Annotated in this window: 25 protein-coding genes; 10 read left to right on the plus strand and 15 right to left on the minus strand. The window is 36.7% G+C overall.

Annotation, left to right across the window (positions count from 1 at the left end):
* Positions 1-20: 20 nt before the first annotated feature.
* From ACFOW1_RS00820 to ACFOW1_RS00875, 12 genes are all read right to left on the minus strand, one after another.
* Positions 21-230, minus strand: coding sequence for a DUF6132 family protein (locus ACFOW1_RS00820; RefSeq protein ID WP_379011555.1), 210 nt, complete (start codon positions 228-230; stop codon positions 21-23).
* Positions 208-450, minus strand: coding sequence for a hypothetical protein (locus ACFOW1_RS00825; RefSeq protein WP_379011556.1), 243 nt, complete (start codon positions 448-450; stop codon positions 208-210). The genes ACFOW1_RS00820 and ACFOW1_RS00825 overlap by 23 nt, the downstream gene beginning before the upstream one ends.
* Before the next feature lie 91 nt (positions 451-541).
* Positions 542-1237, minus strand: a complete 696-nt coding sequence (locus ACFOW1_RS00830) for a thioredoxin domain-containing protein (protein ID WP_379011557.1) — start codon at positions 1235-1237, stop codon at positions 542-544.
* A 5-nt stretch (positions 1238-1242) separates the two neighbouring features.
* Positions 1243-1449, minus strand: a complete 207-nt coding sequence (locus ACFOW1_RS00835) for a YgaP family membrane protein (protein WP_379011559.1) — start codon at positions 1447-1449, stop codon at positions 1243-1245.
* 61 nt (positions 1450-1510) lie between these two features.
* Complete coding sequence (locus tag ACFOW1_RS00840; protein WP_379011560.1) at positions 1511-1978, minus strand: OsmC family protein; 468 nt, start codon at positions 1976-1978, stop codon at positions 1511-1513.
* Positions 1979-2448: 470 nt separating this feature from the next.
* On the minus strand, positions 2449-3579 hold the full coding sequence (locus ACFOW1_RS00845; protein ID WP_379011561.1) for a cysteine desulfurase family protein: 1131 nt from the start codon (positions 3577-3579) through the stop codon (positions 2449-2451).
* A 168-nt stretch (positions 3580-3747) separates the two neighbouring features.
* Complete coding sequence (locus tag ACFOW1_RS00850) at positions 3748-5175, minus strand: CCA tRNA nucleotidyltransferase (RefSeq protein WP_379011563.1); 1428 nt, start codon at positions 5173-5175, stop codon at positions 3748-3750.
* 225 nt (positions 5176-5400) lie between these two features.
* On the minus strand, positions 5401-5700 hold the full coding sequence (locus tag ACFOW1_RS00855) for a hypothetical protein (RefSeq protein WP_379011564.1): 300 nt from the start codon (positions 5698-5700) through the stop codon (positions 5401-5403).
* On the minus strand, positions 5681-5899 hold the full coding sequence (locus ACFOW1_RS00860) for a hypothetical protein (RefSeq protein WP_379011566.1): 219 nt from the start codon (positions 5897-5899) through the stop codon (positions 5681-5683). Before ACFOW1_RS00860 ends, ACFOW1_RS00855 begins: the two co-directional genes overlap by 20 nt.
* Positions 5900-5952: 53 nt before the next feature.
* The gene (locus ACFOW1_RS00865; protein WP_379011567.1) at positions 5953-6948 is read right to left on the minus strand and encodes a glycosyltransferase family 9 protein; all 996 of its coding nucleotides are present in this window, start codon (positions 6946-6948) and stop codon (positions 5953-5955) included.
* Between the two features lie 52 nt (positions 6949-7000).
* Positions 7001-7198 (minus strand): hypothetical protein, encoded by a 198-nt coding sequence (locus ACFOW1_RS00870; RefSeq protein ID WP_379011568.1) that lies wholly within the window; start codon positions 7196-7198, stop codon positions 7001-7003.
* Positions 7199-7357: 159 nt separating this feature from the next.
* Complete coding sequence (locus tag ACFOW1_RS00875; RefSeq protein WP_379011569.1) at positions 7358-7930, minus strand: L-threonylcarbamoyladenylate synthase; 573 nt, start codon at positions 7928-7930, stop codon at positions 7358-7360.
* Positions 7931-8050: 120 nt separating this feature from the next.
* On the opposite strand from ACFOW1_RS00875, the gene ACFOW1_RS00880 reads away from it, so the two are divergent.
* The 10 genes from ACFOW1_RS00880 (at position 8051) to ACFOW1_RS00925 (ending at position 15132) form a co-directional block, all read left to right on the plus strand.
* A complete protein-coding gene (locus ACFOW1_RS00880) occupies positions 8051-8446 on the plus strand; it encodes a hypothetical protein (protein WP_379011570.1) in 396 nt (131 codons plus the stop codon).
* A complete protein-coding gene (locus ACFOW1_RS00885) occupies positions 8446-8664 on the plus strand; it encodes an AtpZ/AtpI family protein (RefSeq protein WP_379011571.1) in 219 nt (72 codons plus the stop codon). Before ACFOW1_RS00880 ends, ACFOW1_RS00885 begins: the two co-directional genes overlap by 1 nt.
* Positions 8664-9059 (plus strand): hypothetical protein, encoded by a 396-nt coding sequence (locus ACFOW1_RS00890; protein WP_379011572.1) that lies wholly within the window; start codon positions 8664-8666, stop codon positions 9057-9059. Before ACFOW1_RS00885 ends, ACFOW1_RS00890 begins: the two co-directional genes overlap by 1 nt.
* Positions 9046-9672 carry a SprT-like domain-containing protein gene (locus ACFOW1_RS00895; protein WP_379011573.1) on the plus strand — a complete coding sequence of 209 codons (627 nt, stop codon included), beginning with the start codon at positions 9046-9048 and terminating at the stop codon, positions 9670-9672. The genes ACFOW1_RS00890 and ACFOW1_RS00895 overlap by 14 nt, the downstream gene beginning before the upstream one ends.
* 157 nt (positions 9673-9829) lie before the next feature.
* Positions 9830-10282 (plus strand): 50S ribosomal protein L11, encoded by a 453-nt coding sequence (gene rplK, locus ACFOW1_RS00900; RefSeq protein ID WP_379011574.1) that lies wholly within the window; start codon positions 9830-9832, stop codon positions 10280-10282.
* Between the two features lie 27 nt (positions 10283-10309).
* A complete protein-coding gene (rplA, locus tag ACFOW1_RS00905) occupies positions 10310-11002 on the plus strand; it encodes a 50S ribosomal protein L1 (protein ID WP_379011576.1) in 693 nt (230 codons plus the stop codon).
* Between the two features lie 61 nt (positions 11003-11063).
* Positions 11064-11591, plus strand: a complete 528-nt coding sequence (rplJ, locus tag ACFOW1_RS00910; protein ID WP_379011578.1) for a 50S ribosomal protein L10 — start codon at positions 11064-11066, stop codon at positions 11589-11591.
* A 122-nt stretch (positions 11592-11713) separates the two neighbouring features.
* Entirely contained in the window at positions 11714-12085 is a 372-nt protein-coding gene (gene rplL, locus ACFOW1_RS00915) for a 50S ribosomal protein L7/L12 (RefSeq protein WP_379011579.1), read from the plus strand.
* Positions 12086-12210: 125 nt separating this feature from the next.
* Positions 12211-14673: a penicillin acylase family protein gene (locus tag ACFOW1_RS00920; RefSeq protein ID WP_379011581.1), complete on the plus strand. Its 2463-nt coding sequence runs from the start codon at positions 12211-12213 to the stop codon at positions 14671-14673.
* A gap of 108 nt (positions 14674-14781) precedes the next feature.
* Positions 14782-15132 (plus strand): hypothetical protein, encoded by a 351-nt coding sequence (locus ACFOW1_RS00925; RefSeq protein ID WP_379011583.1) that lies wholly within the window; start codon positions 14782-14784, stop codon positions 15130-15132.
* 274 nt (positions 15133-15406) lie between these two features.
* Here the strand turns inward: ACFOW1_RS00925 and ACFOW1_RS00930 are convergent, their stop codons facing one another.
* The 3 genes from ACFOW1_RS00930 to ACFOW1_RS00940 form a co-directional block, all read right to left on the minus strand.
* Positions 15407-15802: a hypothetical protein gene (locus ACFOW1_RS00930; RefSeq protein WP_379011584.1), complete on the minus strand. Its 396-nt coding sequence runs from the start codon at positions 15800-15802 to the stop codon at positions 15407-15409.
* Positions 15789-16352, minus strand: a complete 564-nt coding sequence (locus ACFOW1_RS00935) for a hypothetical protein (protein WP_379011585.1) — start codon at positions 16350-16352, stop codon at positions 15789-15791. Before ACFOW1_RS00935 ends, ACFOW1_RS00930 begins: the two co-directional genes overlap by 14 nt.
* Positions 16353-16435: 83 nt before the next feature.
* Entirely contained in the window at positions 16436-16627 is a 192-nt protein-coding gene (locus ACFOW1_RS00940; RefSeq protein WP_379011588.1) for a PID-CTERM protein-sorting domain-containing protein, read from the minus strand.
* Positions 16628-16703 lie beyond the last annotated feature (76 nt).

Consider the following 16703-nt stretch of genomic DNA (forward strand, 5'->3'; position numbering starts at 1 on the left):
ATTTATGAGATTCTAAATTGTTAAGCAGGTGTTTGCTTTTCCTCTTTTTTAAACATACTAGCAACCAATGCACCCATCATAGCGCCATATAAACTACTATTGACAGGCTTAGAAGTAATGGCACAAGTACCAGATGCACAGCCAATAAATTTCCAGTAACAAAAGCCACAAAGGCTGCTAATCATTGCACCAATGAAGTAATATTTATTATTTGTTAACCACTTCTTCATAGCTGATTTGGGTATTAGTATTGTCTTGTTTTTTTATAGGCGCATAACAACCCGATGTGCCGCAGCAACCATAATTAAAAATAGCCATGGCTGTAAAGGCTGTGCCCAAAAAGATAAACAAAGTATCTCTATTAGCGATTGCTTGTACAATAATGGCAATGCCCAAGCCAAGCCTTATAAAACGCATTAAATGCCAATTGCTAAAAAGTATTTGTTTCATGTTTTCTCTAATTGATGAGGTAAAAATAGCAACGCAACATCAGTACTTTGGTATCAAAAGTTACACTTTGAAACCTCCTAATGGTTGATATTTATTGCAGTTGTTTGTCAATCTCTTTTGCACTTACAAGGCCTTCTTTTTGCCACACAAGTTTGCCTTGCTTGTAAATAATTAAGGTAGGAAAGGCATTAACGTTTAATATTTTACAAAGCTCCGTTTGATTACCGCCATCAATTTTTACCAATACTAGCTTGCCACTATTTGCCTGCGCCAATGAATCGATGATGGGTGCCATTACTTTACATGGTGGGCACCAAACAGCACTAATATCTACCAATACGGTTTTATCCCTTGGTATCATGGCTTCGTAGTCTGCCTTGGTTATTTGTGTTACAGCAGTGGCTTGTTCCACTGGTCTGCCAGCTTTTTTCCAAGCGTTAATGCCGCCTGTTAAATGATAAGCCGTAAAGCCCTGTTGCCTTAACCATTGGGTAGCAGCAGCGCTGCGCACGCCACTTAAACAATAAGTGTATACTGGTTTGCTTTTGTCTAAAGCTGCTGTACGTCTTTTAAATTCCGCTTCATTGTTCCAATCGGCTAATAAAGCGTTGCTAAGGTGACCAGATTGATACTCTGCTGGTGTTCTTACATCTAACAATTGCATATTGCCTTTTGTAATGGCTTGCTCAAAATTAACGACATCAACATTGGTTGTGCTTTGGCTATGGCAACTGCTTAATATGGCAATACTAAAAATGGTAGCTAAACAAAGGTTTTTAAACAACATGCTGATTATTTTTTTACTGAACAAGTATTGATACCTAGTAAACGATATAGTGGACAAAAACTTACGACACTTGTTGCAACCAATATGCCACCTACTATTAACAATATAGTACCTAATACCCCTGTAACTATGCCTGTTGAAAATAAGATAGCAAATAGCACTGCTACTGCAATGCGAATCCCACTATCTGTTGAACTCATATTCTTTTTCATACGTTAAATTTTTATTTGCATGCAAGCTAAGTTGATAAAATGGTTAGTGCTGTAACATTTGTTACAAATAGTTTTCGCTTATTGTTAACGGTTGGTTGTTAAAAATGCTTGTACCATTATACAATACTTGCCAAGTAATTGGTAGCGCTTTTTTAAGCATATGACTTACGCCACAGTATTTTTCTTGCGATAAAGTTACCGCTTCTAGTGCCGCTAGGCTATTGGCTTCTGGACCTTTAAAGTCGTATATAATGTGCATGGCAACATAGGCTATGGGCGCTTGCTTACTCAATTCGCCAGTAACAATAATGTTCAAATTGTCTATTTCTTGGGCTTGTTTATATAAGAGGCCTACAATATCCATACCTGTACAGCCAGATAAAGCAGTGAGAATAAATGGTTTTGGGATGGGGCCATTGTCTTCTCCACCTACACGTTCTGGTGCATCCATGATGATGGTATGACCATTTACAAGGGCATTAAACTGCATTTTACCCATCCATTGTGTTTCAATTGTGTGCTGTGCCATAATAGTTTGTTTAATTGAGGGTGCAAGCTATTGTAAGGGTAATTGTTATTTGGTGACTTTTGATACATTTTGACATGATATTGACTAAGTCCCTAAGGTTTATTAGGTTTAACTGCGCCACTAATTTTTAAATAATGGACATTTAGCTCTTCAACGCTTTAAAGTGTTAGTTGGTCGCCATAAAGTTGAAGCTGGATGCTGCAAAGTTGAAGTTGGTCGCCGTAAAGTTGAAGCTTGTCGCTGTAAAGTTGAAGGTGGTCGTTGTAAAGTTGCGATTGGGCGCCATAAAGTTGAAGGTGGTCGCTACAAAGTTGAAGCTTGTCGCCGTAAAGTTGAGGCTGAATACTCCCGACCAATGATAACATTACTGCGAAATATTATTAATTGATAAGTTGTCTATGCAACTAGTCATATAACAACAAAGGCTCAACAGATGTTAAGCCCTTACGATAGCGTTATTTTTAAATCGATTATATCATTTTTTTCAATTGCTCTACTACTGTATCAATTTCATCAGTAGTGTTGTGTTTGCTAAATGAAAAGCGAACGGTTACGCGGTCGGGATTGTTGTTTATGGCACGAATCACATGCGACCCTTGGTCTGCACCACTAGTACAAGCACTACCGCCGCTTGCGCAAATGCCATTGATGTCAAGGTTAAACAATAACATTTCACTCATTTCAGATTTTGGCACACTTACACTCAATACCGCATATAAACTTTCACCCAATGGGTCACCATTAAAATCTACTTCTGGAATATGCTTTTTCAAAGCTTCCATCATGTAAGCCTTTAAATGTTTTATGTAAGTACTATCTGCTTCGTAGTGTTTAGTGGCTAGTTCTAGTGCTTTGGCAAAGCCCACTATACCATACAAGTTTTCAGTACCTGCACGCATATTACGCTCTTGCGAGCCGCCGTGTATAAAGGGTTCAATTTTTACGTTTTCATTAATGTACAACATGCCCACGCCTTTAGGGCCATGAAATTTATGGCCAGCACCTGTAATAAAGTGCACAGGTGTATTGCGTAGGTCAAATGGAAAATGGCCTACCGTTTGTACCGTATCGCTATGAAAAATGGCGTTGTACTGCTTGCAAATATTACCAACTTTATGTAGGTCAATCATATTGCCAATTTCATTATTGGCATGCATTAATGTCACCAAACATTTGTCTTCGCTTTCGGCCAACAGGTTTTCAAGATGTTTAAGGTCTATATGCCCGTTTGGTAGCACATTTACATAACTCAATTTGGCTTCGCCTGTTTTGTGTAAATGCTCTACTGTATGTGTGGTAGCGTGGTGTTCTATCACCGATGAAATGATATGCTTGCAACCTAAAAAGCGCACGGCGCCTGTAATGGCTGCATTACTGCTTTCGGTACCGCCAGATGTGAAAAATATTTCAGCAGGATGCGCATTGAGAATTTTAGCGACCGATTTACGTGCATTTTCTATCGCCATGCGGCTTTCTCTACCATAGCTGTAAATACTAGATGGATTACCAAAATGGGTCGTAAAATATGGCATCATCGCATCAAGCACTTCTGGCTCTAAGGGTGTAGTAGCGGCGTTATCTAAATAAATTCTCTGCTTCATATTTGTTAAGTTCTCGGTTCTATATATTAATGTTAAGCAGTGAGACAACAGTTGCAGTGTAGCTACTTCGTAAATTCAGTACAGGCTGTACGAAGTTCAATAGATGTTCTCATGCTGGTGAACGAAAATAGTATTTTAGGTTTTCCAAGTCTTAAAAACTTGAAAAATCTAGGACGCATTAATAGGTTTTAAACCAAGTTCAGCACCTTTTTCTAGCATAAAGTTAAAAGCTGCTTCGTAGGTATTGGCAATTAAGCCATCTAAAATGCCATTACGAATAGCGTCTTTAATAATGCCTACTTCTCTGCTAGGGTTTAAGCCAAAAGTTTGCATAATTAATTCGCCGCTTACTGGTGGCTGCCAATTACGAATATGGTCGCTTGCTTCTACCTCTTGCAAGCGTAGACGCACCATCTCAAAGTTTTGCAAATAGCGTTTTACCTTGGCTTTGTTTTTACTAGTAATATCGGCATTGCAGAGTAACATTAGGGCTTCTATATCTTCACCAGCGTCAAATAATAAACGCCGAATGGCGCTGTCTGTAATATTTTCTTTGGTGAGACTTATTGGGCGTAAATGCAACTCCACCAGCTTTTGTACAAAGCGCATTTTCTCATTCAGCGGTAGCTTTAATTGCGTAAAAATTTTAGGAACCATTCTTGCACCAACTACCTCGTGGCCATGAAAGGTAAAACCATGACCAGGCTCGAAACGCTTGGTAGCAGGTTTGCCAATATCATGCAATAAAGCTGCCCATCGTAGCCATAAATCATCAGTGGTTTCGCAGATATTATCTATCACTTGAAGGGTATGGTAGAAATTGTCTTTATGCCCCAAGCCTTCTACATTTTCTGCGCCATGCAATGTCATCATTTGTGGAAAAATGATGTTAAGTAAGCCACTTTTACTGAGCAAATCAAGCCCAATAGAGGGCTTGGGTGCTAGCATAATTTTATTCAGCTCATCGGTAATGCGTTCTTGCGAAACTATCTTTATACGGCGCGCATTATCAATTATCGCCTGAAAGGTTTCGGCATGAATGGTAAAGCCCAATTGCGTGGCAAAACGAATGGCCCTCATCATACGCAAAGGATCGTCGCTAAAGGTTTGTAGCGGATCGAGTGGTGTTTGAATGTTTTGTTGTTCAATATGTAACAAGCCACCAAAAGGATCGATGAGTTTACCAAAATTCTCTTTGTTTAAACTAATGGCCAATGCATTGATGGTAAAATCTCTGCGGTTTTGATCGTCTTCTAAACTGCCGGGCATTACTTCTGGCTTACGGCTATTATAGTTATAGCTTTCTTTACGAGCGCCTACAAATTCAATCTCAAAATCTTTGATTTTGATTTGAGCTGTACCGAAGGTTTTAAAGAAGGCAACCGTTGGTTTAGGATTAAAACGTTCTGCTACTTTATATGCTAGTGCAATACCATCACCCATGCACACAATATCGGCATCTTTGGTAGGTCTACCAATGATTTTGTCACGCACAAAGCCACCAATTAAATAGGCTTCTACGGACAATTCTTCAGCAGCACTTGCTATTTTTTTTAAGAGAAATAATTCTTTATCTGTACAAGGTATATCGACCACTAACTATGTTATTTGAAACTGCAAATGTAAGTGAAGCGAGGGATAAGCAGGGTAGGAAGGCGACTGATTGCGCTTATAATTAAGTGTAACGCTATTAATATTGCTACTTATTGAACGAAAGGATTAATAATAGTAAGAAGGTTATTAATAACAAGATTATGTTGCATATCTTCAGTATATAAGATTTTACACTGTGCTTTTAAGGCAGTTGCAATAACTAAACTATCATACACTGAAACTGGTATTTTGTTTTATTAAAATGGCTGATGTAATATCTGAAGGCTTTATTGTTACAACATTGTTGTATTTGATTAATAGGTTGATGTGTTTAGTAATCGCATCAATGCTTAGCTGTTTAAATTTTTTTATGAGCACATTGATGTTTTCAGATAGAACTTGTATGCTTATAAACGAGGAATTAGGTAATAAGAGATTTTTAGCAATTTCTTTTTTGTACAAGTCTTCACTTATCAAATAAAGACAAATATTGCTATCAATAAAATAATTATCGTTCGTTTGCGGCATCTCTATCAAATTTGAAGTCGCTGAAATCGAGCTTAATAGCATTATAGAAATTATCTAATTCTGCTATCTCATTTGTTACCACAGTATGTTTACTAGTTTCTAATTCGAATACTAACACTTCTATTTGTTTGCCTACCAACTCATTTGGTATTGTAAGCGTGTAAGTATTACTTGTTGGTGTGATAATTTGACGTATCATTCAAATGACTTGTACAAATTTATTGAATTCTTTTACAGTACTCATAAATTGTATTATAAACAAGACAACAGTTGCTTATTATCAATCTTATTAGCACAATTATAATGGCCAAGGGGGCAAGTTTTTTTGCCATGAATGCCGCATGGTCTGCAAGCTAGTTTTTCTTCAACTTCCACAATGTAGCTTGTATCGCTTAATGGGCCATAACCAAAACTTGGTAATGTGCTACAGTAAATAGCTGTGGTAGGTGCATTTACCGCAGATGCAAAGTGCATCGGTGCAGAATCATTCACAAAATTCATCACGGCGTCTCGCTGTAGGGCTGCCGATTGTAGAAATTGCAATTGTCCTGCAAGGTTGGTAACCTTGGTATTGGTACAAGCTGCTTGTATGGCATCGCAAGCTTGTTGGTCAATTGGTGCACCAATAAGGTAAACATTATAATGTTTGGGTAAGGTATTGATAAAAGCAATCCATTTTTCAGTAGGAAATTGCTTGGTAAACCACACCGATGTAGGTGCTATTACAAGGTAGGGATGCTGTTTAAAAGCCGCTACTCTGGCTTCATCTGCTTTAGAGGGATAGAGTTTTGGCTTACTAGCCATATCATCCGTAAATGGGGCGATTAATAAATGATTACGTTCAATTTCATGAAGCGCATCTTTACGATCAGTGCTAAAATGGTGTTGTATTTTTTTTGTAAATAAAAAACTAAAGGGATTTTTATCAAAGCCAATAGTGAGTTTAGCATTTGAAAAAGCGGTTAAAAAACCAGTGGCAGCAAAGCGTTGTACATTGATGACTACATCATAGCGTTTACTGCGAATTTTTTTTAGGATTTGTAGCAGATGTTTGTATTTCTGTTTCTTTTTTTGCCAAACCAATACCTCATTAATAAATGGATGGTTGTTGAATAATGCATCATTTCCATTCCGTACTAAAATATCAATCTCTGCATCAGCGTAGCAACTGTGCAATTTCTCTAACAATCCCGTCGCAAGCACCACATCACCTATAAAAGCAGTTTGAATAACTAAGAATTTCTGCATGCTGCAAATGTATTGGCTTAGTCTGTTGATAACCTTTGGTGGGTTGAAGAATTTATTCGTATTCCAACTCATTACTAAAGAACTCCCAATCTGTTAGTAGCAACTGTGATGGGTAATTGATGAGCTTTTTAAACGATTGACGCTCGTTGATTTTTGAGTCAATTGCATGATTGTCTAAACCAAGATTGACGATGGTTTGAAGAAAAGGTTTTAGTTTTTCATCAGGGATTTCTAGAATAATGCGTGCCATTATAGTGTTTTGTTTACGTTAATCTACACTTAATTATCCTAAAAGTTGTACAAACTGATGCCTTTCTTGATTATTTATTCGTTTTATTACCGTAAGCTCTTGATTACAAGCTAATTAACATTTTTAGAAATTTCTCCACTTGCTTTTGCACAACCGCTGTTAATAACGTAATACATTAGGTTTTTGGTCCGGTAGCCATTGTATAATTGACGATGGTTCCACTGCGGTTTTATCGTCTTGTCGGTGGTTTACAACATAGTCTACATCCCTAATGATTTGGTGGTCGATGTCTTTAAAAATAAGTGGGGTAGTAGTGCCAGTAATATGAGCAGACGTACTTACAATTGGCTTTTTAAAGCGCTTTAGCAAATGCTTGCAAAATTCATCGTTACAAATTCTGATGGCCAAGCTACCATCATTGCCTATCAAATTATCTGCAATGCCTACAGCACCATTATAGATAACAGTGGTAGGCTTGGTGCAAGTTTTAAGGAAATTAAATACTTCCAAATCTAGTGTGCTGATGTATTGCATCACATCTCTTTCAGTAGCCACCAACACAATCATTTTAGAGCTATCTTTTTGTTGTTTTAAGGTGTAGATTTTTGCAACCGCAGCTTCGTTAGTGGCATCGCAACCAATGCCCCAAATGGTATCGGTTGGATAAAGTATCAGCCCGCCATTTTCTAAAACTCGAAGACAATGTTCTATATCAGTTAAATAATTACTCATATTACCCATTCGTTTGAACAATAAAACGTTGTAATAATACAGCCACAAATTTAAAATGAAGAAGTTTTGCAGTTAAAGGCTTTGTTTCTGCAATTGATACTTACTTTTACGACTCTTATTATGTCAAAGTTAGATACAAGCTCCACATTACAGCGCCTTCAAAACCGCTACAGGCTAGTGGTTATGAACGATGATACCTATGAAGAAGTGGTGACGTTTAAACTCAGTCGCTTAAGTGTTTATATTGCTATGAGTACCATTTTTGTACTGCTTATTAGTTTTACCATTGCCCTAATTGTTTTTACACCATTAAAATATTATATACCTGGCTATGGTAGTAGACAAAGTAAAACAGAATTACAATTGTTAAAAATTAGAACCGATTCTTTAGAGCAAAGTATTAAGTACAAAGACCAATATCTTAATAACATTAAGAAAATTTTAAACGGTGATACGCCTGATAAATTGGATACTACCATTTACACCATGCCAAATGCAGAAGCCACTAAAGAATAATGAAAGAGAATAATAGTAAAAATATCCTCCAAGAATACGCTGGCCTATCTGCACAATTTGCTGTGGGTACTGCCATCACTGTGTATATAGGCATTTGGTTGGATGGTAAAATGGGGCAGCTTAAACCTATATTTACTTGGCTACTGCCTTTGACATTTATTATTGGGATGCTCTATAAAATAATAAAAGATAATACGACTAATAAAGATCCTGAATAATGGCATTTGTAAAAGAAAAATCAATTTTAATACTATTTGTGCTGGTAACAATATTGGCATTGGCTTTTGGTGCACAACTCGATGCAATGAAAATAAATCATTGGGTTATTTTGGGTGCCAATTTGCTATTATTTGCCATCTCTATGTTTACTTTATTTATGCACCAAGCATCTGTTAAAAGCGCCAACCCAAAGGCATTTATTAATAGTGTAATGGTAGGAATGATTGTAAAATTACTTGTAATTGGCGCAGCTATCTTATTGTATGTAAATAAGGCCAGTGGCAATAAAAGCGTATACGCTGTTTATACAGGTATGTTTCTATATTTGGTATACACAGTACTTGAGGTAAAGATTGCTTTACAGTTGAATAAAAAGCCTAATGCCAACAACTGAACATCCCATGCAGGCGTTGGCAAACTATCTGCCTGATAACACTTTTGAGCCTGTTGTACAATTTATACATCATTATAAAGTGCACCTAACGGTTACCAAAAAGCGTAAGAGCGTGTTGGGTGATTATCGACATTCTGGTATGTTAGGCGATAACCACCGAATAAGTATTAATGGGAATCTAAATAAGTATGAATTTTTGATTACCTTATTGCACGAATTAGCCCATTTATTGACGTTTGAACAATTTAGAAATAGGGTTGAACCGCATGGTAAAGAATGGAAAGCCAATTACAGTCGCTTATTAATTGACTTTGTTCAACGCAATGTTTTCCCCCAAGACATTGTACAGGCTTTGCAAAAAAGTATGCTCAATCCTGCCGCAACTGCCAATGGCGAAACTGAATTGATGTTGGTTTTGCGGCGGTATAATACCACACAAAAAATAGGGTTTGTATCTATCACTACTTTGCCAGACGATGCCCTTTTTGCTACAGAAGACGGCAGAGTATTTAAGAAAATTGCCAAACGAAGAAAACGTTTTCAATGCCTTGAAATTAAGACAGGCTTACATTACATTTTTAGCGCATTGAGTGAAGTGAAGCCCTTATCTTGATATTCTAAAAAAGGGTACCAAAAAAATCTTGTTGCTATTTTGTGAGATTCTCTTACTTTTGCAATCCCAAAAAGTTCTTTAGATAAAAAAGAATGATTGATCTTGGGAGTTTTTACATAATTGTGAAAACGCTAAAACCAATTAAATCGTAAACAAAATGGCAAAAGAAATCTCTGGCTACGTAAAGTTGCAAGTGAAAGGCGGTCAAGCCAATCCTGCACCTCCAGTAGGTCCTGCACTCGGTTCTAAGGGTGTAAACATTATGGAGTTCTGTAAGCAGTTTAATGCTAGAACTCAAGACAAACAAGGAAAAATTGTTCCTGTTTTAATTACAGTTTATACTGACAAATCCTTCGACTTTGTTATCAAAACTGCCCCTGCATCTATCCAATTATTAGAAGCTGCTAAACTAGCTGTGGGTCAAGGTAGCAAAGAACCTAACCGTAGCAAAGTTGGTAAAGTAACTTGGGAACAAGTAGAAGTTATTGCGAAAGACAAAATGCCTGACTTAAACTGTTTTACACTTGAAAGCGCTATGAAAATGGTAGCTGGTACTGCTCGCAGTATGGGTGTAACTGTTGAAGGACAAGCACCTTGGGAAAAAAATTAATTATTCACCTTATAAATCATTCAAAAAATGTCATTGACTAAAAAAAGAAAGGTTGCCAATACAAAGGTGGATAAAAATAAAAATTACACCCTGAAGGAAGCAACAACACTAGTAAAAGATACAAACTGCACTAAATTTGATAGCTCTGTAGACATTCACCTACGTTTAGGTGTAGATCCAAAAAAAGCTGACCAACAAGTACGTGGTACGGTTTCATTGCCTCACGGTACTGGTAAAACTAAAAGAGTATTGGTACTTTGTACACCAGATAAAGAAGCTGCTGCAAAAGAGGCAGGTGCTGATTTTGTTGGTTTGGATGAATTTATCCAAAAAATTGAAGGTGGTTGGACAGATGTTGATGTAATCATTGCTACGCCATCAGTAATGCCTAAAATTGGTAAATTAGGTAAAGTGTTAGGTCCACGTAACTTAATGCCAAACCCTAAAACTGGTACTGTAACTAATGATGTTGCTGCCGCTGTAAACGAGGTTAAAGGTGGTAAAATTGCTTTTAAAGTAGACAAAGCTGGTATCGTACACGCATCAATTGGTCGTATTTCTTTCTCACCTGAGAAATTGGCCGAAAACAGTGCTGAATTAATTAATGCGATCATTAAATTAAAACCTGCTACATCTAAAGGAACTTACCTCAAAGCTGCAAGCATGGCTAGTTCAATGGGGCCTGGTATTTCATTAGACATTAAATCATTATCAAACTAATCCTGGTGATTATTGCTGGCAACAGCTATAAAGTGACCCGGGTTTCCAATAAAAATTAGTTATGACTAAACAAGAAAAAAATGAAGTGATTGAAGTTCTTAAAGAGAAATTCAGTCAATATAGTAACTTTTATGTTACTGATACAGAAGCCTTAACTGTTGCACAAGTTGGTCAATTACGCCGTACTTGTTTTAACAAACAGGTAGAAATGAAAGTGGCAAAAAACACTTTAATTAAAAAAGCTTTAGAAGGCTTAGATGCAGAAAAATATGCAGGTGTCTATGACAGTTTGCATAAAGTAACCGCATTGATGTTTTCTGAAAATCCTAAAGAACCAGCTTTAATTATCTCTTCTTTCCGCAAGGATACCAAAGGTGAAAAGCCAGTTTTAAAAGCTGCTTATATCAATGGTGATGTGTTTGTAGGCGATAATCAATTAACTGCATTGACTAGTATTAAAACTAAAAATGAATTAATTGGTGAAGTGATTGGTTTATTACAAAGCCCTGCTAAACGTGTATTGGCTGCTTTATTGCACCACCACGAAGGCAAAGCGGAAGCTACAACAGAAGTTGCAGCGGCAGAATAGTTTTGACAAAAAATTTTATATTTACCTGGCCAGATGGTTTTACAAAACGGCATTTTTAAATTTTTTTAAACCTCCGTCGGATTCGCTAATAACGAACATGAAGCCGGAAAAAATTAAACATTATGGCAGACATTAAAGCCTTAGCTGAAAGTTTAGTAAGCTTAACCGTAAAAGACGTACAAGAGTTAGCAAACATTTTAAAAACTGAGTACGGTATCGAACCAGCTGCTGCTGCTGTTGTAGCAGGTCCTGCTGCTGCTGCTGCTGAAGTAGTAGAAGAAAAAACTGCATTTGACGTTATCTTAGTTAACGCTGGTGCAAGCAAATTAGGTGTTGTTAAAATCGTTAAAGATCTTTCTGGCTTAGGTTTGAAAGAAGCGAAAGATTTAGTTGATGGCGCTCCTAAAGCAGTTAAAGAAGGTGTATCTAAAGCAGAAGCTGATGAAATCGCTGCTAAATTGAAAGAAGCAGGTGCTGAAGTTGAAATTAAATAATTTTAGTACTTACTTACATAGTTTAAAAATCCCCAATAACGCAAGTTGTTGGGGATTTTTGTTTTTATAGTTTTCTTGTTTTTCTAATTGGCTTTTTTGTATTTTCAGCGCCTTAATTGATTGCTATGCGCTACATACCCTTTACAATCTCTGCTTTGGTAACGTTTTTTTTTGTCACAATATTGAATGTGCAATTGCCTTTGGGCAAAACCAAGTCGCCACGCTTGGGGTATTTTCTCTCACCACAAACAGGCTTTTGGCAAAATGCAGAACCAACAAATGTGTCGTTTAATGATAATATTAATATAGAAGGTATTAAAAATACAACTGAGGTATATTTTGACGACCGATTGGTGCCTCATATTTATGCTGACAATGATGCAGATGCCTACTTTGTACAAGGTTTTTTACATGCCAAATTTAGGTTATGGCAAATGGAATTTCAAACCTATATCGCTGCTGGTAGATTGAGTGAAATCACTGATGAAAGCAAATTACCCACTGATAAATATTTGCGCAGATTGGGGTTGCTGTATGGCGCTGAAAATAGTTTGAAAGCCATGGAAGCAGATGCAGAAACCAAAACTATGATGGACGCCTATACGGCTGGTATTAATAGTTATATTAATCAGTTGAAGCCTACTGATATTCCTTTTGAGTATAAATTGATGAATTATAAACCAGAACCTTGGACAAACCTAAAATCGGCTTTGTTTTTAAAACTGATGAGTTTTGACCTTGCAGGTGGTGGTGAAGACGATTTTTTACATACCAATACAAAAAACTTTTTTGGTATTGAAACCTATCGCCAACTGTTTCCAGATGCTATGGATTCGCTAGACCCAATTGTACCTAAAGGTACCACTTTTCAGAAGCCGAGTATTAATGTAAAATTGCCTGCGAGCTATGATAGCTTATATATTGGCCATAGCGATTCGTTTAAAGTTAATTTACCTGTAGTTCCAGATAAAGACAATGGTAGTAATAACTGGGCTGTGGCTGGTAGTAAAACCAAAAGTGGCAGACCTATTTTGTGCAACGATCCCCATTTGGGTCTAAACCTGCCTTCTCTATGGTATGAGGTTCAAATAACCACACCATCACACAGTACTTATGGTGCCTCTTTTCCTGGCTCGCCTGCTGTAATTATAGGTTTTAATGATAATTGTGCTTGGGGTGTTACCAATGCTGGCAGAGACGTTAAAGACTTTTACGAAATTCAATTTAAAGATAGTACCATGCAAGACTATTGGTTCAATGGTGCTTGGAAAAAAACTGAATTTAGAAAGGAAATTATTAAGGTGAAAGGTAAGACAGATGATGTTGAAACCATCGCTATGACAGTGTTTGGGCCAGTGATGTATGATAAACATTATCCAGCCATTAATAAAACAGATAAATGTTATGCGGTAAAATGGAAAGCACACGACGCTAGTAACGAACTACGAACATTTTACAAATTAGATAGAGCCAAGAATTATCAGGATTATATAGATGCGATATCAACTTATCAATGCCCAGGCCAAAACTTTGTATTTGCATCTAAAACAGGTGATATTGCCATTCGTCAGCAAGGTGCTTTTGTAGCCAAATGGCCACACCAAGGGGAGTTTGTAATGCCAGGAACCGATAGTAGTTATTTGTGGCAAGGTACCATCCCCAACGCAGAAAATCCACAAATGTATAATCCAGCGAGAGGTTTTGTAAGTAGTGCCAACCAAATGGCAGTTGATAGAACCTATCCTTACTATTTAGGTGAAGCAGGTAATTTTCCTATCTATCGGGGTTTAATTATCAATAAAAAATTGGCAGCCATGCAAAATATTACGGTTGGTGATATGCAATTAATGCAGACGAATAATGATAATATGCTGGCACAAGAAGCAATACCAGTAATGTTACCTCTAATAAATGTATCAAAATTGAGCCCCGAAGAAAAACAGTATTTTGATTTGGTGACATCTTGGGATTTAAAAAACACACCTGAGTCAAAAGCTGCTACTATTTTTAAAAATTGGTGGGATACTACAATGACATTGGTGTATAATGATGAATATGCATTAAGTACATTACCATTGCGAAGACCCTACGAAAGTACCTTGCTTGAAGCCTTAATTAAGGGTAAAGGCAATTATGCATTTGCTGATAATATTAACACGCCAAATGTAAAAGAAACCATGGCTGATGTGGCATTAGATGCATTTAAACGGGTTGTAAAATTGGCCGTAACTTTGGATAAAGACAATATGTTGGTTTGGGGAAATTTTAAAGATACCAAAGTAGCACACTTTACTAAAATAGATGCTTTGAGTAGATTGCACGTTATCAATGGTGGAGGTAGTTATAGTATTAACGCTACCAAGCCAGACCACGGCCCAAGCTGGCGCATGATTGTACATTTAACCGATACAATAGAAGCTTATGGCTTATATCCAGGCGGACAAAGCGGCAACCTTGGCAGTAAATATTACGACACTTTTATCGACTACTGGGCTGCAGGCAAATATTATCCTTTATTATTTATCAAAAAAGTAGAAGTAGCTACAAATAATCGTGTAAAGTGGCATATGACTTTTAGTAACGCATAAAGGTAAAAAAAGAAAGCTCAATACTGAAAAAGGAAGATCAAAAAGGGACATAAAACTCACAACATCAAACCTATAATCAACGACTTAAAACTCCAAACTAATTATATTATGAAATTTATACTTGCCATTATTGTAACGGCTTTATTAAGCTATGCAGTTGGTCTTTTTACATTTTTACCTTGGTATAGCTTTGTTTTTTGTGCTATCATTGTAGCTATGGTCATTTCCCAAAAGCCTTTTAAAGCTTTTGCTGCTGGTTTTCTTGCAGTGTTCGTGTTGTGGTGCCTATTAGCTATTGTAAAAGATGTACCTAATGAACATATTTTATCTACCAAAGTGGCTAATATTTTACCCTTAAAAGGCAATACTACATTGTTGATTGTTATCACTGGCCTAGTGGGTGGCTTAATAGCAGGTTTTGGTGCATTAACAGGGAGCTATACCAGAAAAAAAAACTAAAACTGGCATTATCGTCTGCTTAAAGTTGCTTCATTTTTTGAGAGTTAATAAGCCATCTCATTTCTATTTGCGTAATAAAACAAACATAGGCACAAAGTTTGGATGGCTTCATGCTTCTCATGAGATTGTTTTATTACTAAATACCGAGAAGCCATCAACCCCCTCAACCCTAACGCTTTTTTTAGTGGTTGGGCGCTCCTTTATTATGTACTTTTGTGATATTTGGTAAAAAATAACAGCGAAACTGAAAGCTACTGATCTAAATTTCTACAATTTATTGTTTTGTAGGTACTAATTTATCTATAAAGATAAATGCGAGGTAAAAAATAGGACTCATCAATACATGCTTTAGCAGCTTAAGTGAGTGGTGTTCTGTAAAATGCAATACATCATATAAAGCATAATCTACAATAGCCGCTATTATACAAACTAAGATTGAAAGGATATAAAGTATTTGATACCATTGGTATCTCAGCAGTCGTTCTTTATCTTGTAATCCCCATCTACCTATGATAAATACTAAACCGAGTAAAACTATCTGAATGCTATTTTTTAATGGTTCGCTTAATAGTGTGGTATTAAAAAGACCGCCTTTAATGGCTAAATCAGTCACGGTGATCACGACTGTAATACCCAAAAGAGCCAAGAATGGTTGTCTATATTGCTGCATCTGCGGTAACAGATTTTTTTCGAGTAAAAATTATCCATAAAAATAATACAAAAGCGTACACAATTGTGCTGAAGACATAATGGTGCATCACATTAACCGATGTACTGTGTGAGATATACAACGTAGCTAATAATACACATCTCAAGACATTCATTAAAAAAATACTGATAGCCCCTAAAACGATAAAGTTTATCTTCCGCCCTACACTATTTGGATAAACAATAATAAATATGGCAAAATCTACGAATACAGATAAGGCATTGCAAGCATCTGAAATTCGAAATACAGATTGTCCATTATATAACACACGAGCATCATGGCTTAATGCTTGATAAGTAAAACTGCCTGTAGTATAAAACTGCTCTAAAACTTTTACGATGGTTACTGTTGTAAAATTGGTGATGGTACCGTCAAAGATTCTATGTGGCTCTAGGTAGCCTATATTGATTATCTGCCATAATAATAATAGCAGGAACCCTTTTATTAAAAATTTTCTGGCTACTACAGGCGTTTGATGCCAAAGCGCTTGTATGTCCTTCACTATTATCATAGCTATATTTCATTAAGTAGACTAAATACGCAAGATACAGAACCTTCTTATTAATAAACTGCGCCTTGTAGCATCTACCAACTTTATTTTTCTTGTTTAACCCTTTTTTCCTTCAGCTTTTTAATGCCATAGCCTGCGCCTGCCATAACCAATAAGGATAAACCACCATCGATTGGCGCATCAGGATCAGTCCCTTCAACTTGTGCCAAAGCTACCAGCGGCATTAAAATACTAACAAACATTGCTAAGTAAATAAAAAGGGTCTGTTTTTTCATAGTCTTGTTTTTTAGGTATAGCCAATAAGGGTTATTTGTTTGGTAGTTTGTGTTTTACGTCCGAGGATTAGAGTTG

The sequence above is a fragment of the Parasediminibacterium paludis genome, from assembly GCF_042651445.1.
Classification (GTDB): Bacteria; Bacteroidota; Bacteroidia; order Chitinophagales; family Chitinophagaceae; genus Parasediminibacterium; species Parasediminibacterium paludis.

Excerpts from the sequence above, each read along its gene's own strand:
- ACFOW1_RS00820 (WP_379011555.1), bottom strand. The coding sequence starts at position 230 with ATGAAGAAGTGGTTAACAAATAATAAATATTACTTCATTGGTGCAATG.
- ACFOW1_RS00825 (WP_379011556.1), bottom strand. The coding sequence starts at position 450 with ATGAAACAAATACTTTTTAGCAATTGGCATTTAATGCGTTTTATAAGG.
- ACFOW1_RS00830 (WP_379011557.1), bottom strand. The coding sequence starts at position 1,237 with ATGTTGTTTAAAAACCTTTGTTTAGCTACCATTTTTAGTATTGCCATA.
- ACFOW1_RS00835 (WP_379011559.1), bottom strand. The coding sequence starts at position 1,449 with ATGAAAAAGAATATGAGTTCAACAGATAGTGGGATTCGCATTGCAGTA.
- ACFOW1_RS00840 (WP_379011560.1), bottom strand. The coding sequence starts at position 1,978 with ATGGCACAGCACACAATTGAAACACAATGGATGGGTAAAATGCAGTTT.
- ACFOW1_RS00845 (WP_379011561.1), bottom strand. The coding sequence starts at position 3,579 with ATGAAGCAGAGAATTTATTTAGATAACGCCGCTACTACACCCTTAGAG.
- ACFOW1_RS00855 (WP_379011564.1), bottom strand. The coding sequence starts at position 5,700 with ATGCCGCAAACGAACGATAATTATTTTATTGATAGCAATATTTGTCTT.
- ACFOW1_RS00860 (WP_379011566.1), bottom strand. The coding sequence starts at position 5,899 with ATGATACGTCAAATTATCACACCAACAAGTAATACTTACACGCTTACA.
- ACFOW1_RS00865 (WP_379011567.1), bottom strand. The coding sequence starts at position 6,948 with ATGCAGAAATTCTTAGTTATTCAAACTGCTTTTATAGGTGATGTGGTG.
- ACFOW1_RS00870 (WP_379011568.1), bottom strand. The coding sequence starts at position 7,198 with ATGGCACGCATTATTCTAGAAATCCCTGATGAAAAACTAAAACCTTTT.
- ACFOW1_RS00875 (WP_379011569.1), bottom strand. The coding sequence starts at position 7,930 with ATGAGTAATTATTTAACTGATATAGAACATTGTCTTCGAGTTTTAGAA.
- ACFOW1_RS00880 (WP_379011570.1), top strand. The coding sequence starts at position 8,051 with ATGTCAAAGTTAGATACAAGCTCCACATTACAGCGCCTTCAAAACCGC.
- ACFOW1_RS00885 (WP_379011571.1), top strand. The coding sequence starts at position 8,446 with ATGAAAGAGAATAATAGTAAAAATATCCTCCAAGAATACGCTGGCCTA.
- ACFOW1_RS00890 (WP_379011572.1), top strand. The coding sequence starts at position 8,664 with ATGGCATTTGTAAAAGAAAAATCAATTTTAATACTATTTGTGCTGGTA.
- ACFOW1_RS00895 (WP_379011573.1), top strand. The coding sequence starts at position 9,046 with ATGCCAACAACTGAACATCCCATGCAGGCGTTGGCAAACTATCTGCCT.
- rplK (WP_379011574.1), top strand. The coding sequence starts at position 9,830 with ATGGCAAAAGAAATCTCTGGCTACGTAAAGTTGCAAGTGAAAGGCGGT.
- rplA (WP_379011576.1), top strand. The coding sequence starts at position 10,310 with ATGTCATTGACTAAAAAAAGAAAGGTTGCCAATACAAAGGTGGATAAA.
- rplJ (WP_379011578.1), top strand. The coding sequence starts at position 11,064 with ATGACTAAACAAGAAAAAAATGAAGTGATTGAAGTTCTTAAAGAGAAA.
- rplL (WP_379011579.1), top strand. The coding sequence starts at position 11,714 with ATGGCAGACATTAAAGCCTTAGCTGAAAGTTTAGTAAGCTTAACCGTA.
- ACFOW1_RS00920 (WP_379011581.1), top strand. The coding sequence starts at position 12,211 with ATGCGCTACATACCCTTTACAATCTCTGCTTTGGTAACGTTTTTTTTT.
- ACFOW1_RS00925 (WP_379011583.1), top strand. The coding sequence starts at position 14,782 with ATGAAATTTATACTTGCCATTATTGTAACGGCTTTATTAAGCTATGCA.
- ACFOW1_RS00930 (WP_379011584.1), bottom strand. The coding sequence starts at position 15,802 with ATGCAGCAATATAGACAACCATTCTTGGCTCTTTTGGGTATTACAGTC.
- ACFOW1_RS00935 (WP_379011585.1), bottom strand. The coding sequence starts at position 16,352 with ATGATAATAGTGAAGGACATACAAGCGCTTTGGCATCAAACGCCTGTA.
- ACFOW1_RS00940 (WP_379011588.1), bottom strand. The coding sequence starts at position 16,627 with ATGAAAAAACAGACCCTTTTTATTTACTTAGCAATGTTTGTTAGTATT.